Here is a 17,947-nt window from a genome sequence, read left to right on the forward strand (position 1 = left end):
GCCTAAGAAATTATTTTTTCAAGATCATCGGGAGATAAACGTTTGAGGGCCTCCAAAGATTTAGCCAATTCATCCTGCAGTGAAGAAGTTGTCTGCCGCAGGGCCTGAACCTTCTCGACAAAGGCTGCGAGGCTCTCCGCGCCGAACAGCGACTTGATGGGCATATCCACGCCAAACTGCTGCTTGACCCGAGTCACCACCTGAGCCACCAACAGGGAGTGGCCGCCCAGCTCGAAGAAGTTGTCGCTCATGCCCACCCGATCCAGCTTCAGCACATCGGCCCAGATCGCCGCGATCTGTTGCTCCAGTTCGCTCTGCGGCGCCACGTAGACCTGCTGCATCTGCTGGGCGTCGACCTTGGGCAGGGCCTTGCGATCGAGCTTGCCATTCGGGGTCAGGGGCAGCGCCTCCAGGAACAGCAGGTAGGCCGGCACCATGTAGTCCGGCACATGCTCTTTCAGCGCCGTCTTGATGCTTTCGCGCAGGGCCGCCTGAGCGTCCCCTGCCACCGCCATTGCGGCGTCGCTCGGCACGATATAGGCCACCAGTTGCTGGCCGTTCTCGCCGTCATGGGCCAGGACAAAGGCTTCACGCACCGCCGCCTGCTGCACCAGCCGCGCTTCGATTTCCCCCAGCTCGATACGGAAACCACGGATCTTCACCTGATGGTCGATACGGCCGATGTACTCGATCACCCCGTCGGCGCGGTAACGGGTCAGGTCGCCAGTGCGGTACACCCGGCCCCCGTCGCTGGAGAACGGGTTGGGCACGAACTTTTCGGCGGTCAGCCCTGGACGCGCCAGGTAGCCTCGGGTCACCCCGGCGCCGGCCAGATACAGCTCGCCGGCACTGCCCACCGGCACCGGTTGCAGGTCCGGACTGAGGATGTAGCTCTGGGTGTTGCTGATGGCCCGGCCGATATTGGCCTGCCCCCCCGCCTCGCGCCGGGTGTAGGTCGAGTAGGTGGTGTCTTCCGAAGGGCCGTACAGGTCGTAGACATGCACCAGCCCGGGCTGTTGGTAGAGGCTATCTACCAAGGCCTGCTTCAGTGGTTCGCCCGCCAGGTTGATGATTCGCACGCTAGGCGGAATCTGCCCGCTGCGTTGCAGCGCGGCAATTGCCGACGGCACGGTGTTGATCAAGCGCACCCGGTCGCGATCCGCCAGCTCCGGCAGTTCCAGGGCATTGCGGGCCAGGACGATGGAACCGCCGCTGGACAGGGTGACAAACAGCTCCCACACCGACAGGTCGAAGCAGATCGAAGTCGAGGCCAGCACCCCTTGCAAGTCTTCAGCGCTGTACACCCGGTTCGACCAGTGGATCAGCGCCAGCACGTTGCGATGGGCAATCGCCACGCCCTTGGGCAGACCGGTGGAACCGGAGGTGTAGATCACATAGGCCAGATTGTCCGGGGTCGCTCGTGGCGCGGGGTCGTCTGTCGAGTACCCATCCAGCCAGCCCGGCTGGGCATCCAGTTGCAGGGTCTGCAGGGATTCCACGGACGGCAGCAGTGCCAGCAACGCGCTTTCGGTCAACAGAATCTGCGCCTGACTGTCGCGCAGCATGTGGGCCAGACGATCCTGTGGATAATCCGGGTCCAGGGGCACATAGGCGCCACCGGCCTTGAGCACCGCCAACAGCGCCACGACCATTTCCGGGGTGCGCTGCAAGGCCACGCCCACCCGCACTTCAGGCCCCACACCCAGCTCGATCAGCTTGTGCGCCAGACGGTTGGCCCGCTCGTTGAGCTGCCGGTAGCTCAGGCGCTGACCGGCAAATAGCAGGGCTTCGGCGTTAGGGGTTTTCTGTACTTGCGCTTGTACCAACTGGTGCACGCAGTGCTCGCCGGCAAACTCACCGGTGGCCGGGACCCACTCGTGCAGCAACTGGTTCTGCTCGGCAGCACCCAGCAGCGGCAAATCCCCCAGACGCTGGCGCGGCTGCTGGACGATGCCCTGCAGCAACTGCACCCAGGACTGGGCCAGACGCTCGATGGTTGATGCCTCGAACAGGTCGGTGGCGTAGGTCAGGGAAGCCCAGAGGCGATCCCCGGACTCGAAGGTGTCCAGGCTCAGATCGAACTGGGTCGTGCTGTCCTCGCCACTGAGCATCTGCACCTGCAACCCTGGAATCTCCAGGGTTGCAGCGTCCTGGCGGGCGGCAGCCTGGTGGTTGAACATCACCTGGAACAGCGGGCTGTAGCTCAGGCTGCGCTCCGGCTTGAGGGCTTCCACCAGTTGTTCGAAGGGCAGGTCCTGATGTTCCTGGGCCTCCAGCGCGCGTCTTTTGACCTGACTTAGAAAGTCGCTGAAGCTCAGTTGCCCGTCGACTTCAGCCTTGAGCACCTGGGTATTGACGAAGAAGCCGATCAGGCGCTCGGTCTCCACCCGATTGCGGTTGGCGGTCGGCACCCCGACGCGGATGTCCGCCTGACCGCTGTAGCGGTGCAGCAGTACCTGGAACGAGGCCAGCAACAGCATGAACAGCGTGACCCCTTCGCGCTGGGCCAGCTGTTTCAGCCCCCCCGGTAAGGCGCCATCCAGGCTGATGCCATGGCGCGCGCCCTTGTGGCTTTGCTGCAACGGCCGCGGATGGTCCAGAGGCAAATCCAGAACCTGAGCGCCGCCTTCCAGTTGCTGCAACCAGTAATCCAGTTGCCGCTCGCGCTCACCGGCTTCCATCCACTGGCGTTGCCAGGCAGCGTAGTCCGCGTACTGCACCGCCAGCGCCGGCAACTCGGCCTCCTGCCCCTGGCTATGGGCGCCGTAGAGCCGGATCAGTTCCTCCACCATCAACTGCATCGACCAGCCATCGGAAACGATGTGATGCTGGACCAGCACCAGCACATGCTCGTCCGCCGCCAGGCGCACCAGGGTGGCCCGCAGCAAAGGCCCCTGGCGCAGGTCGAACGCCTGCCGTACCTGAGTGTCGATGACCTGCTTGATCAAGTCATCGGCATTGCCGGCCTCCACCAACAGGGACAAGTCCTGCTGGCTGATGGGCAAACGGGCCTGGGCCGCGATCACCTGGGTCAGGCCCCCGGCGCTCTCGACAAAGTGCGTGCGCAAGCTTTCATGGCGGGCGATCAAGGCATCGAAACTGCTTTGCAGGGCCTGGCTATCCAGAGCGCCACGCAGGCGCAGGGCCATGGGGATGTGATAGGCGCTGCTGTCGGGGTCCAGCTGCCAGAGGAACCACTGGCGCTCCTGGGCATAGGACACCACCAGCGGCTGCTGCCGGTCCACCAGGGGAATCGACTGGAGTGACTGGGCGGTTTCCGGCCCCAGCAGGCGGACGAAATCTTCCAGCGACTCGCCTTCGAACAGCAGCTTGAGCGGCGCCTCGATGCCCAGCTCCTGGCGGATGCGCGACATCACCTGGGTAGCCAGCAGCGAATGGCCGCCGAGCTCGAAGAAGTTATCGGTCAAGCCGACCTTTTCCAGTTTCAGCACCTGGGCCCAGATCCCGGCCACTTGCTGTTCGCGCTCGCTGCGCGGGGCCACGTGGGCCTGCTGCAACAGGCTGCCGTCGATGGCCGGCAAGGCAGCGCGATTGAGCTTGCCGTTGGCGGTCAGGGGCAGCGCCTGGAGGAACAGCACATGGGCCGGAACCATGTAGCCCGGCAGGTGCTCGCGCAGCCCGACCTTGATGGCGTCGCGCAGTGGCAGTTGCTCGGCAAGCGGGTCCTGGCCGTTCCAGTCCAGGCCGGCGGGCACCACGTAGGCCACCAGTTGCGGGCCGTCGGGGCCTTCCGGGGCCAGCACCACCGCCTCACGCACCGCAGACAATTCCAGCAGCCGCGCTTCGATCTCCCCCAGCTCGATACGGAAACCGCGGATCTTCACCTGGTGGTCGATACGGCCGATGTAGCCGATCGAACCGTCGGCCTGATAACGCGCCAGATCGCCGGTGCGGTAGAGACGCCCACCAGCCTCGCCGAACGGGTCCGGGACAAACCGCGCCGCACTCAAGTCGCCGCGGTTCAGGTAGCCCCAGGCCAGCCCGGCACGCCCGACATACAGCTCACCGATGCAGCCCTTGGGCACCGGTTGCAGGTTGCCGTCCAGCAAATACCAGGACATGTCGGGAATCAGCTCGCCAATCGGGCTGGCCCCCGTCAGGCTCAGATCCGCCACGGACAAGGGACGATAGGTCACGTGTACCGTGGTTTCGGTGATGCCGTACATGTTCACCAACTGCGGGCGCTGATCGCCGAAACGCTGGAACCAGGGTTGCAGGGTATTGACCTCCAGAGCCTCGCCACCGAACACGATGTAGCGCAACCGATGCACAGGCTCGGCGCTGCAGGCCACGTGCATCAACTGGCGGAACGCCGACGGCGTCTGGTTGAGCACCGTCACGCCTTCGGCGCAGAGCAGCGGGTAGAAGTCCTGGGCCGAGCGCGCCACCTCCTGGGGCACGATCAGCAGCCGCCCGCCGTACAACAGGGCCCCGAAAATCTCCCACACCGAGAAGTCGAACGCATAGGAGTGGAACAGGCTCCAGACATCCTCGGGGCCGAACTGAAACCACTCCTGGGTGGCCGCGAACAGGCGCAGGACGTTGTGGTGCGGCTGCAAGGTGCCCTTGGGCTTGCCGGTGGAGCCGGAGGTATAGATAACGTAGGCCAAGTCCTCGGGTGTTACCCCGACCTCGGGGTTGTCGACCCGGTAGCCGTCCAGGGGTTGCTCCAGCAACCAGGTACTGCCGGCAAACGCCGGCAAGCCCTGCAGCAGATGCCCCTGGGTCAGCAGCAACGCGATGGCGCTGTCCTGCATCATGTGCTGCAGGCGATCCTGGGGATAGGCCGGGTCCAGCGGCACATAGGCACCGCCGGCCTTGAGGATCGCCAGCAGGCCAATGACCATCTCCAGGCTGCGCTCCACCGCCAGCCCCACCAGTACATTGGGGCCCACGCCCTGCTCGATGAGCTTGTGCGCCAGGCGGTTGGCCCGATCGTTGAGCTGCCGGTAGTCCAGGCTCTGCCCGGCGAAGGTCAGGGCAATGGCCTGGGGCGCCCTGGCGGCCTGAGCCTCGATGAGCTGATGGACGCAGGCCCGGGAAGGGAATGCCTGCTGCTGCGGGTTCCACTGGTCGAGGATCTGCGCCTGCTCGTCGGCCCCCAGCAATGGCAACAGGCCGATGCGCTGCTGCGGCTGGCGGGCAACGCCTTGCAGCAAATGACGCCAATGGGCGGCCAGGCGCTCGATGGTGGCGGCGTCGAACACATCGGTGGCATAGACCAGGGACGCGGCGATCCGACCCTGGGTTTCCACGGTGTCCAGGGTCAGATCGAACTGCGCCGACTGCCCTTGGGAGTCCAGAGCCTCGATGCTCAGGCCAGGCAGGTTCAGGGGTTTGCCTGCGACCGCCGCTTCCACCTGGTGGTTGAACATCACTTGGAACAGCGGGTTGTGGCTCAGGCTGCGCTCCGGCTGCAAGGCCTCCACCAGTTGCTCGAAAGGCAGGTCCTGGTGCGCCTGCGCCGCCAGGGCGGTCTGGCGCACCTGCTGCAACAGCTGGCTGAAGGACATCTGCCCGTCGATCTCGGCCTTGAGCACCTGGGTGTTGACGAAGAAGCCGATCAGGCGCTCGGTCTCGACCCGGTTGCGGTTGGCAATGGGTACACCGACGCGGATATCGGCCTGACCGCTGTAGCGGTGCAGCAGGGTCTGGAAAGAGGCCAGCAACAGCATGAACAGGGTCACCCCTTCCCGCTGGGCCAGGCTGCCCAGGGCTTCACTCAACGGCTGCTCCAGAGTCAGCTCCAGGCGCCCGCCCCGATGGCTCTGCACCGCGGGACGCGGGCGGTCCAGAGGCAGTTCAAGCAAAGGTTGCTCGCCGCCCAGTTGCGCCGTCCAGTAGGCCAGTTGCCGGTCCTTTTCACCGGCCTCCATCCAGTGGCGCTGCCAGAGGGCGTAGTCGGCATACTGGATCGGCAGCGCCGGCAACGGCGCCGTCTGCCCTTGGCAGTAACCGATGTAGAGCGCGATCAGTTCATCCACCATGACCTGCATCGACCAGCCATCGGAGACGATGTGGTGCTGGGTCAGGACCAGCACATGGTCATCCTCGGCCACCTGCAACAGGCCGACCCTGAGCAACGGCCCGGCCAGCAGATCGAACAGCTGCCGGGTCTGGGCCTGGACGAAGTCCTGCACGGCCACCTGGATCTGCTGTTCGCTCGCCTGCGCCGGCAGTGCCTGGCGCACCAGTTCCAGGCGCGCCTCGGGGGCGACCACCTGCAGCGCCGTGTCGGCCTCCTCGACAAAATGCGTGCGCAGGCTTTCATGGCGGGCGATCAGGCTGTCAAAACTGCGCTGCAAGGCCTCGACGTTCAGCTTCCCGCGCAGGCGCAGGGCTTTGGGAATGTGATAGGCCGTGCTCTCGGGCGCCAGTTGCCAGAGGAACCACTGGCGTTGCTGGGCATAGGACAGCGGCAGGTGCTCCTGGCTCAGGCGTACCTCGGGAATCGGCAGGTTGGCCGGGGAGATGCCCTGTTCGAGCATCTTCTGCAGGTAGACCTTGCGTTTTTCCAGGGGCAGCAGGATGAAGCCTTTGACAATTTTCAGCGCGGTGGTGTTGTCCATTACACAGCCTCCATTTCGTCGAGCAACAGTTCCAGCGCACTCAGGTCGGCGTCTTGCACCTGGCCGGGCGTCTTCTGCAACTGGCTGACGAACAGCCCCAGGGAGGGAAATTCAAACGCCATCTGCACACTGACCTGGCGTCCAAGCTTGAGCTGGACTCGAGAGACCATCGCGGTTACCAACAAGGAATGCCCACCTAGTTCAAAGAAGTTATCGTTCATGCCCACCTGCTCGACCTCCAGCACCTGGGCCCAGATCGCCGCGACCTGCTGTTCCAGTTCGCTCTGTGGAGCGATGTAGGCCTGCTGCAACAGGCTGGCGTCGGCCTTGGGCAGAGCCTTGCGGTCCAGCTTGCCGTTGGGGCTCAACGGCAGAGCCTCAAGGAACAGCAGGTGCGCCGGCAGCATGTAGTCCGGCAACACCTGCTTGAGGGCCGCTTTCAATTGCTCGCGCAACTGCGTCTGCTGTTCCGGGCCCTCCACCGCCACGCCCGCGGCCGCCACCACGTAGGCCACCAGCTGTGGACCACCGGCTGCCTCCTGGGCCAGTACCACTGCCTCGCGCACCAGCGGTAGCTCCAGCAGCCGCGCTTCGATCTCACCCATTTCGATACGGAAACCGCGGATCTTCACCTGGTGGTCGATGCGCCCGGCGTACTCGATCACGCCTTCGGCGTCATAGCGGGCCAGGTCACCGGAGCGGTACAGGCGCCCACCATCGCTGCTGAACGGATCGGGAATGAAACGCTCGGCGGTCAGGCCTGGGCGGTCGTGATAACCCCGGGCCAGCAACTCGCCACCGATCATCAGCTCGCCGGTGGCGCCGCTGAGGGTCAGGTTGCCGCTGTTGTCCAGCAGGTAGATGGAGCGGCCCGGCAAACCCTTGCCCAGCGGCATCTGGCTCGGCAACGCCTGCCCATCCTGCAGGTAGCGACTGCAGTCATGGGCGGTAACGCTCACCGTGGCCTCGGTCGGCCCGTAGGTGTTGAGCAGGCAGGCGTGTTTCAGGCCGGCCTTCTTCCACGCCGCCACGCCTTCTGCCGGCATGGCTTCGCCCCCCAGGTTGAGCTGGCGCAGGCGACCGAAGTCGCGGGGTTCGCGGGTGGCGAAATCCTTGCCCAGCATGAACCAGTAAGCGGTGCTCAAGTCGACGATGCTGATGCCCTGCTCGATCAGCTCGCGGTAGAAGGTTTCGCTATCCCACAGCTCCTTGCCGCGAATCACCACCGAGGCGCCACAGATCAGCGCCGGGTACAGCTGTTCGACAAAGGCGTCGAAGTTGAAGGTGGAGAACTGCAGGCCACGGTCTGCCGCGCTCATGTTGAAGTAGTCCCGGGAAACCTGGGCGTGCTGGCTCAAGGCGCTGTGGCTGATATCTACACCCTTGGGCCGTCCGGTGGAGCCGGAGGTGTACATCACATACGCCAGATTGGCACCCTGCGCCCGCGGTTGCGGGTTGCTCCGGGCATAGCCGTCCAGGCCCTGCTGATCCAGGCACAGGTGGGGTACCTCCACGCCGTCGCGCAGGCGCTCCAGCAGTGGAGTCTGGGTCAGCAGCAGCTGGATGCCGCTGTCCTGCATCATGTAGTGCAGCCGGTCCTGGGGGTACTCGGGGTCCAGCGGCACGTAGGCGCCGCCGGCCTTGAGCACTGCCAGCAATCCGACAATCATGTCCAGCCCGCGCTCCACGGCGATGCCCACCCGCACATCCGGGCCCACGCCCTGCTCGATCAACTTATGGGCCAACTGGTTGGCCCTCTGGTTGAATTGGCCATAGCTCAGTGGCTCACCGGCGCACAGCAGCGCCACGGCATCCGGAGTGCGCGCGGCCTGGGTCTCGATCAACTGCTGGACACAGAGCGGCGACAGGTCACGCGCCGGAGTACGACTGCGTTGTTCCTCGATCAAGCGGCGCTCGGTAGCGCCAGTCAGCGCCAACTCGCCGATGCTCGACTGCGGCTGCTCCACCAGCGCCATGAGCACCTGCTCCAGGTAGCCCGCCAGTTGCTGGATGTTCGCCTGGGCGAAATGCTCCAGGGCATAGCTGTAGTCGAACGCCAGAGTCTGCCCCAAGTAGACCGACAGGGTCAGCGGGTAGTTGGTCTGCTCATGGTTGGCCGCCATGCCAAAGCGCAACTGTGCCGGGGCGCCTTGGGCCAGGGCCTCGGACACCGGGTAGTTCTCGAACACCAGGATGTTGTCGAACAGCGCCTCGCCCCCCAGGCCGGCCCAGCGCTGCACGTCGTACAGCGGCGTGTGTTCAAAGTCACGCAGGGCCAGATTGCGTTCCTGCACCAGTTGCAACCAGTCACTGACAGGCATGTCCGGACGCGGCGCAGCCACGACCGGCAGAGTGTTGATGAACAGGCCGATCTGCTGCTCCACGCCCCTGAGCTCCGCCGGACGCCCGGACACGGTGGCACCGAACACCACGCTGTCCTGCCCGGTGTAGCGTTGCAGCAGCAACAGCCAAGCGGCTTGCACCAGGGTATTGACCGTGACCTTCTGCTGGCGGGCGAACTCGCTCAAGCGTTGCGTCTGTTGCAGATCCAGGTGCTGCTGATGGGCGGCGTAGCCCTTGCCGGCCGGAGCCTGGCCACCGCGGCTGATGGCCTGGGCCAGACGGGTCGGCTCATCCAGGGCCGCCAGTTGCTGTTTCCAGAAGGTCTCACTGAGCTGGGCGTCCTGGCGTTGCAGCCAGGCGATGTAGTCGCGATAGCGCCCGGGTGCCTGGCTCGCGAACTGCCCCGCATAGCGCTGCAGCACTTCCCCTAGCAGCCGTGAGTTGCTCCAGCCGTCCATCAGGATGTGGTGGTTGGTGTAGATCAGGTGGTAACGCTGCTCGCCAGTGCGCACCAGAGTCAGGCGTAGCAGTGGCGCGGCCAGCAGGTCGAAACCACGCAGGCGCTCCTCCTCGGCCAAACCATCCAGGGCGGCTGGCACGGCCTCGTTCGCCCGCCAGTCATGCTCGACAAAGTCCAGGCGGATACGCTTGTGCACCACCTGGATCGGCGCCGGCAGCTCGCCCTGCCAGAGGAAGCCGCTGCGCAGGATGTCATGGCCGTCGATGGCCGCCTGCCAGGCCTGGCGGAAGCGCTCGGGCTCAAGCCCGTCCACATCCACCCGCAGTTGGTTGATGTAGTCGCCCGCGCCCTGCTCGTAGAGGGTGTGGAACAGCATGCCTTGCTGCATCGGCGACAGCGGATAAAGGTCTTCGACCTCAGCCAGGGCCAGTGGCAACTGGTCCAGTTGCTGTTGGTTCAGGCCCGCCAGCGGGAAGTCCGACGGGGTCACCCCACGGTGCTCGGGCTGGCTGCAATGCTCGATCAGGGCCTGGAGCTCCTGGGCATACTCGTCTGCCAAGCGCTGGATGGTGGTGGTATCGAACATCGCCTGGCTGAAGGTCCAGCCCAGCTTCAATTGGCCGCCATAGACCTGGCCATTGATGCTCAGCCAGTTGCCCAGCGGAGCCTGGGCGCCTTGATCGGCACCCTTGGCTTCGGCGCTGGGGGCAAACCAGGCATCCGGCTCATCGAAGCTGCCATCGAACTGGCCCAGGTAGTTGAAGGTGATGCGCGGCACCGCCAGTGCCGCGAGGGCTGCCTGTGCTTGAGCATCCCCCAGGTGGCGCAGGGCACCAAAGCCGATGCCCTTGTTCGGCACCGCCCGCAGCTGTTCCTTGATGAGCTTGATCGAGTCGGCCAGCGCCGGCTGCGGTGTCAGCTTCACCGGGAACATGCTGGTGAACCAGCCCACAGTGCGGCTCAGGTCAATGCTGTCGAAAAGCTCTTCGCGGCCGTGGCCCTCCAGTTGCACCAGGGCGCTGCTGTCGCCGGTCCAGCGGGTAATGACCCGGGCCAGGGCAGTGAGCAGCAGATCGTTGATCTGGGTGCGATAGGCTGCCGGCGCGTCCTGCAACAGACGCTGGGTATAGCTCGGGTCCAGTTCGGTGCTGACGCTCAGGGCGTCCTTGATCACGACCTGATCCGTTGTCCGGTCACAAGGCAGGCCCGACTCGACGCCCTGCAGTTGCGCCTGCCAGTAACCCAGCTCCTGCTGCAGCGCCGCGCTGTTGGCATAGGCTTGCAATTGCCCGACCCAGGCCTGAGAGGAGCTGGTTTTGGCCGGCAGTTTGATGGCTTGCCCGGCGGCCTGCTGTACCAGGGCCTGATGCAGGTCCTCCAGCAGCACCCGCCAGGACACCCCGTCCACCACCAGGTGATGGATGGCCAGCAGTAGGCGCTGGGTGCCGTCCTGCAACGTGAAGAGCACGGCACGCAGTAAAGGCCCCTGTTGCAGATCGAGGCTGCGCTGTGCGGTATCACACAGGGCTTGCAGCGATTCTTCATTGGCGTCGTCCGCCAGCCACAGCAGCGCATCGGCCTGCGTCGCCGCCAACGGTGCCGCAGTCACCTGCCCCAGCGGAGCATAAGTCGCGACCCAGGCTGCGCCTTCTTCGACAAACTTCAGGCGCAGGCCGTCGTGGTGTTCGAGCAAGGCTTGCAAGCCCTGCTGCAGTGCCTGGGCACTCAGAGGCTTCAGCGGCTTGAGCAGCACCGACTGGTTCCAGTGATGACGCTCCGGTACCGGGGTGTCGAAGAACCACTGCTGGATCGGCAGCAGCGCCATTTCGCCACGCACCGGACCCTGGTCGATCTGCAACCCGCCCTCGCCCTGCTCCGCCACCGTGGCCAGCCCTTGCACCGTCTGGTGCTGGAACAGGTCCTTGGGGGTGAAGCGGATACCGGCCTGCCGCGCACGGCTGACCACCTGGATCGAGATGATCGAGTCGCCCCCCAGCTCGAAGAAGTTGTCGGTGACGCCCACCTGCTCAAGTTTCAGCACATCGGCCCAGATCGCCGCGATCTGTTGTTCCAGCGGGTTCTGCGGCGCCACGTAGGTCTGCTGCATCAACTGCGCATCGACTTTCGGCAGCGACTTGCGGTCCAGCTTGCCGTTCGGCGTCAGCGGCAGTGCTTCGAGGAACAGTAGGTAGGTCGGCACCATGTAGTCCGGCAGGCTCTCCCGCAGACGCGCCTTGATGCTCTCGCGCAACTGCGCCTGACGCTCGTTGCTCAACGCCACCTCGGCGTCCACCGGCACGATGTAGCCCACCAGCTGCTGGCCACTCGGCCCTGGCTGGGCGATCACCGCCACTTCCAGCACCGGGTCCTGTTCCAACAGGCGCGCTTCGATCTCGCCCAGTTCGATACGGAAACCCCGCACCTTCACCTGATGGTCGACACGCCCGACGTATTCCACCAGACCGTCGGTGCGATAGCGGGTCAGGTCACCGCTGCGGTACAGCCGGGCACCGGTGGTGCTGTAGGGGTCAGGGATAAAGCGTTCCGCCGTAAGGCCCGGACGATCCAGATAGCCCCGGGCTACGCCCAGGCCACCCAGGTACAACTCGCCGGCCACGCCAACCGGTAACAGGTTGAGGTTGGCATCGGCCACATAGGCGCTGCGATTGCCGACGATATTGCCGATAGGCGCATAGGCCGCATCGCACGGATCGCCCGCCTTGGCCTTCCAGATCAACGGCGTAACCACAGTTTCGGTCGGGCCGTAACCGTTGAAAATGTACTTCGGACGCAGCACCCGCCACGCCAAATCGTAACTGGCCTGGGGCACTGCATCGCCGCCGAAGCAGTAGACCCGCACCGCCGGCGGATTGCCGTCGCGCTCGGCGTGTACCGCCAGTTGTTGCAGGTACACCGGCGGGAACACGCCCACGGTGACGCCGTAGCGATGCATCTGTTCGTAGGTGAATTCCGGCGACCACAAACTATCGTCGCGGATCAGCACGCTGGCGCCGTAGATCAGCGGGTGCATCCAGCCTTCATGGGAGCCGTCGAAGGCGAAGGACATGAAATGCAGCTCACAATCCGCCGGGCTCATTTCATAACGCTCGCCGGTGGCCAGGCTGTGCATGGCCAGCGGGCCATGGGACACCGCCACGCCTTTGGGCAGCCCGGTGGAGCCGGAGGTGTAGATCACATAGGCGAGGTTTTCCTCGGCCAGCTCCACCTGCGGGGCACTGGCGGGATAGCCGGCAAAATCCGCGGCCCGCTCCACCGACAAGGTCGGCAGGCCATCAGGAATCGGCAAGCGATCCAACAGATGGCTCTGGGTCAGCAGCAGCCACGCGCCGCTGTCCTGCATCATGTAGCGAAGACGGTCCTGGGGGTACTCGATATCCAGCGGCACATAAACCCCACCGGCCTTGAGCACGGCAAGGAAGGCCACCATGATTTCCGCGCAGCGCGGCATGGCGATGGCCACCCGCACCTCCGGGCCCACTCCCAGTTCGATCAGCTTGTGCGCCAGTTGGTTGGCCTGAATATCCAGCTCGCGGTAGCTCAGGCGCTGCTCGGCGAAGAACACCGCCGGCGCATCCGGGGCCTTGGCCGCCTGATCGGCAAACAGCTGATGGACAAAACGGTGGGTCGGGTAGACCACATCGGTGTGGTCCCAATCCTGGCGAATGCGGCGCTGCTCGTCCTGACCCAGCATCGGCAGCTCGCCCAGGGCCCGCTGCGGTTCAAGCAGGCCTTGCAGCAGGTTGCGCCAGTGGTCGGCCAACTGTTCGACGGTGGCCACCTCGAACAACTCGCCGGCATAGATGAACGAAGCGTTGATCCCGGCGTCGGTCTCCAGGGTTTCCAGGGTCAGGTCAAATTGCGCGGTCCCGCCCTGCAGGACCATTTCCTCGGCCAGCAGGCCCGGCAGACTGGCGCCGTCGGTGCTCTCCCCAGCAATGCTCAGGTGGTTGTACATCACCTGGAACAACGGGTTCTGGTCCAACGCACGCTGAGGCTTGAGAGCATCCACCAGACGATCGAACGGCAGGTCCTGATGCGCCTGGGCGGCCAGGGCCGTAGCCTTGACCTGCCGCAGCAACTGCCCCACCGGCAGGTTCGGCGCCAGCTCAATGCGCATCACCAGGGTGTTGACGAAGAAGCCCATCACCCCTTCCATTTCCTGGTGGCGACGATTGCTCACCGGCACCCCGATGCGGATATCCGGCTGGTCGGAGTAACGGTGCAACAACAACGCGAACGATCCCAGGAAAAGCTGGAACAGGGTCATGTCATGTTCCCGCGCCACCCGGCGCAACCCCTGTTCCAGGTCCGTCGGCAGGCGCAGGCCCAGGCGCTCCTGGCGGTGGGTGACCAGGGCCTGGCGTGGATGATCCAGAGGCAGCTCCAGCACCGGATGCTCCAGCCCCAGTTGCTGGCGCCAGTAATCCAGCTGGCGCTGTTGCTCGCCCTGCTCCAGCCAGTTGCGATGCCAGTTGGCGTAGTCGGCGTACTGCACGCTCAACGGCTCGAACTGCGGTGCCTGCCCCTGGATCAAGCCGCGGTACAGCGCGACGAATTCCCGGGCCAGCACACTCATGGAAGCGCCATCGGAAATGATGTGGTGCAAGGTCACCACCAGCAGGCAATCCTGCTCGGCGATCTGCAGCACCCGGGCCCGGCACAGGGGGCCGTGCTCCAAGTCGAACAGTTGCTGGGTCTCCTCAAGAGCGCGGGCCTGGACGGCCGCGCGGGGCAGGCCCGGCGCCAGCCGCTCCCAGGCCACACTGATCTCACCTTGCGCATGCACCACCTGGCACAGACGGTCCTGATGCTGGGTGAAAGTGGTGCGGAACGCTTCATGGCGCTGCGTCAGGGCGTCGAAGGTCTGCTGCAAGGCAGCCTGGTCCAGCCCCCCCTGCAACCGGACCACGATCGGCGTGTGGTAGGCGGTGCTCTGCGGGTGCATCTGCCAGAACAGCCACTGCCGCTGCTGGGCATGGGAAGCCGGCAAGGGCCCATCACGCTCCAGCGCCTCGATCTGCGGCAGTGCCGCGGCGCCCGCGCAGGCCTGTACCTGTTCGACGAACTCGTCCAAGCGCGAGGTTTCGAATAGCACCCGCAGCGGCACGTCCGCCGCCAGCAGGCGTCGCACCCGGGACATGATCTGGGTCGCCAGCAATGAATGACCGCCCAGGGCGAAGAAGTTGTCACCCAGGCCCACCCGCTCGACCTTGAGCACCGCCTGCCAGATCGCCGCGATGCCCTGCTGCAGCTCGCTGACCGGGGCCACAAAGGCCTCCACCGGCGCCTGCTGCTGCAACGGCGGCAAGGCCCGCAGGTCGAGCTTGCCGTTGGGGGTCAAAGGCATGCCGTCCAACGCCAGGAAATGCATCGGCAACATGTAGTCGGGCAAGGCCACCGCCAGTTGCCGGCGAATCTCCTGCCACGCCGCCTCCGGCTCTTGAGCCTTGGCCAGTACCACATAGGCCACCACTTGCGACTCGCCCGCCACACTGACCACCTGCGCCACGGCGTCTTCGACCTGGGACAACTGCTTGAGGGCCGCGGTGATTTCCCCCAGTTCGATACGGTAGCCGCGGATCTTCACCTGATGGTCGATGCGCCCCAGGTAGTCGATAACCCCACCCTCCAGATAGCGCGCCAGGTCACCGGTGCGGTACAGACGCTGCCCATCGCCGCTGAAGGGGTCCGGCACGAAACGCTCGGCGGTCAAGGCCGCGCGCTGGTGGTAACCCCGCGCCAGGCCGGCGCCACCCAGGTACAGCTCGCCCGGGGTGCCGGGCGCCACCGGCTGCAGCGATGCATCCAGGACCCGCGCGCGGACGTTGGCCAGAGGCTGGCCCAGGGGCACCACCGCCAGCTCGTCCGCCAGCGCAGCGGCAGCCATGGTCAGGGCGCCGACCGTGGTTTCCGTGGGGCCGTAGTGGTTGAACACCGCGCACTCTGGCGCCAGGGTCGCGATCCTGCGGACCAGCGCCGCCGGACAGGCCTCGCCGCCCAGCACCAGGCACTGGCGCGGCAGGGAACGGGCCGGCTCTTCGCCGCTCATCAGCGCCTGCAAATGCGACGGGACGATCTTCAATACATCAATCTGGTGGGTGTGCAGGTAGGCGCCGAAGGCGTCGGCGTCCAACCCGGTATCCAGGTCGATCACGTGCAGGCAACTGCCGGAGCACAGGGCGCCGAACAGCGTGGTGTGGCCAAGATCCGCGGCGATGGTCGAGACCACGGCCATAGTGCGCGCAGCCCCCAGCGGCAGGCGCTGGATGATCGCCTGCACATAGTTGGCCAGGGCTCCGTGGGTGATGCTCACGCCTTTGGCGGCACCGGTGGAGCCGGAGGTGTAGATCGAATAGGCCAGGTTCCCGGCAGCCATCCCGGGCAAGGCTGCCAGCGGGTCACTGTCCGGCGCCCAGGCCTGTGCCTGATCCAGCAACAGCACCTCGACCCGGGCCGCCACCGGCAGCCGCGGCTGCACCGCCGTCTCGCTCAGCAACAGGCGTACGCCGCTGTCTTCAAGCATGTAGCTCAAGCGCTGTTCGGGGTATTGCGGGTCCAGGGGCACATAGGCACCGCCGGCCTTGAGCACCGCCAACAGGCCCAGCACCATCTCCAGGGAACGCTCCACAGCGATACCCACCGGCACTTCCGGCCCCACGCCACGCGCCACCAGCGCTGCGGCCAGACGGCTGGCACGCAGGTCCAGCTCGCGGTAGCTCAGGCACTGCCCGGCGAATACCAGGGCCGGTGCTTCGGGCTGCGCGGCGACCTGGCGGGCAAAGAGTTCGAGCACCGATTCGGCGCTGAACACCTCTTCTGCGCCAACCCCCTGGGCCAGGATGCCCCGGTGCTGCTGGGCACTGAGCAGCGGCAGTTCGGCAAGCGCCGACTGCGGCTCGCGCACCATCGCCCACAGCAGGTTCTGCCAGTGGCCGGCCATGCGCTCGATGGTCTGCGGCTCGAACAGTTGGCAGTCATAAGTGAAGGCGGCCTGCAACTGACCGCCGCGCTCGAAGGTGTCCAGGGTCAAGTCGAACTGCACCGTGCGCTCGTTGCGCGGCAAGGCCTGCACTTCCAGCCCGGAGCGGCTGCGCAGGGTGGTCAGTTCGGTGACCTGGGGCTGGTGGTTGTACAGCACCTGGAACAGCGGGCTGTGGCTCAGGCTGCGTTCCAGGTGCAGAGCTTCCACCAGGCGCTCGAAGGGCAGGTCCTGATGGGCCTGGGCGCCCAGGGTGGTCTCACGGATATCGGCCAGCAGTTGCTGCACCGTTAATTGCGGGCTCAGCTCGGTGCGCAATACCTGAGTGTTGACGAAGAAACCGATCAACCCCTCGGCTTCCTGGCGCGTGCGGTTGGCGATGGGCACACCGACCCGGATGTCCTGCTGGCCGCTGTAGCGCGACAGCAGCAGCTTGAAGCCAGCCAACAGCACGGCAAACAGGGTCACCCCCTGCTGGCGCGCCAGGGCGCCCAGTTGCTGGGCCAGAGGCTGCTCCAGTGCGAAATCCAGGCGGCGCCCCTGGCGGCTGGAATGGGTCGGCCGCGGATGGTCGGTGGGGAGTTTCAGCGGCGGATGCTCGTCACCCAGCTTGGCCCGCCAGTAGTCCAATTGACGCTCCTGCTCCCCCGCCTCCAGCCAGCTGCGCTGCCACAGGGCGTAGTCGCGGTACTGGATCGGCAACGCCGGAACACTTGGCGCCTCACCCTGAAGCAGGCTGTCGTAGGCGTGCAGGAACTCCTCGATCAAGACCCCCATCGACCAGCCGTCCGCGACGATATGGTGCAGGGTCAACAGCATCACGTGCTCCTGCTCGCCCAGGCCCAGTACGCAAACCCGTAGCAAAGGCCCCTGTTGCAGATCGAAGGGCCGGCGCGCTTCGGCGTCGGCCAACTGCTGCACCCGGGCTTCGCGCTGCGCCGGGCCGAGGTCGCAGAGATCCCGATAATCGATGTCGACCCGCGCCTCCTGAATCACCTGCCGAGGCTCATCGTCCTCCAGGGCAAAGACCGTGCGCAGACTCTCATGCCGCTCCAGCAGCCAATCGAAGGCCTGCGCCAGCACTGTCCGGTCCAGAGACCCGCTCAGGCGGACCGCGTTGGGCAGGTTGTAGGCCGCGCTCTGCGGGTCCAGTTGCCAGAGAAACCACATGCGCTGCTGCGCGTAGGACAGGGCCTGGCGATCAGGCACCGCAACCCCCGCAGGAATCGGCAGCAGAGAGAAGTCGACGCCTTCCTTGTCCAGAGCCTTCAAGAACAGCCGGCGCTTTTCCAGCGGCAGTTCAATGAATCTGCGGGCGAGCTTCAAGGAGTCTTCTGCATTCATCGGGAGTCATCCGTACTTACTTGTTGGGTATCGAGCATTGGCTCGGTCATCCCTACGGAACGGATGAAGGCCGGGGAAAATTAACCCGACACACGGCTCGACCCAGCAACCTCCGGGCCCCTCAAGGCGACCCGACAGACGGCGCCGGCAGTAAATCACCTCGGCCATCCTTCGTTCCTTCCTTATCCTCCCCTTGCAGCAGGTACCTGC

The 17,947-nt window shown here is 65.4% G+C and carries 2 protein-coding genes; both read right to left on the reverse strand.

The genetic code is table 11. The annotated features are described in order from the left end of the window. Positions 1-2 precede the first annotated feature (2 nt). A complete protein-coding gene (locus ACSSVC_RS25435; RefSeq protein ID WP_492611629.1) occupies positions 3-6,590 on the reverse strand; it encodes an amino acid adenylation domain-containing protein in 6,588 nt (2,195 codons plus the stop codon). Continuing rightward, positions 6,590-17,737 (reverse strand): amino acid adenylation domain-containing protein, encoded by an 11,148-nt coding sequence (locus tag ACSSVC_RS25440; protein ID WP_492611630.1) that lies wholly within the window; start codon positions 17,735-17,737, stop codon positions 6,590-6,592. Before ACSSVC_RS25440 ends, ACSSVC_RS25435 begins: the two co-directional genes overlap by 1 nt. Between the last annotated feature and the right edge of the window lie 210 nt (positions 17,738-17,947).

The organism is Pseudomonas sp. E1BtOHC1 (assembly GCF_058744285.1).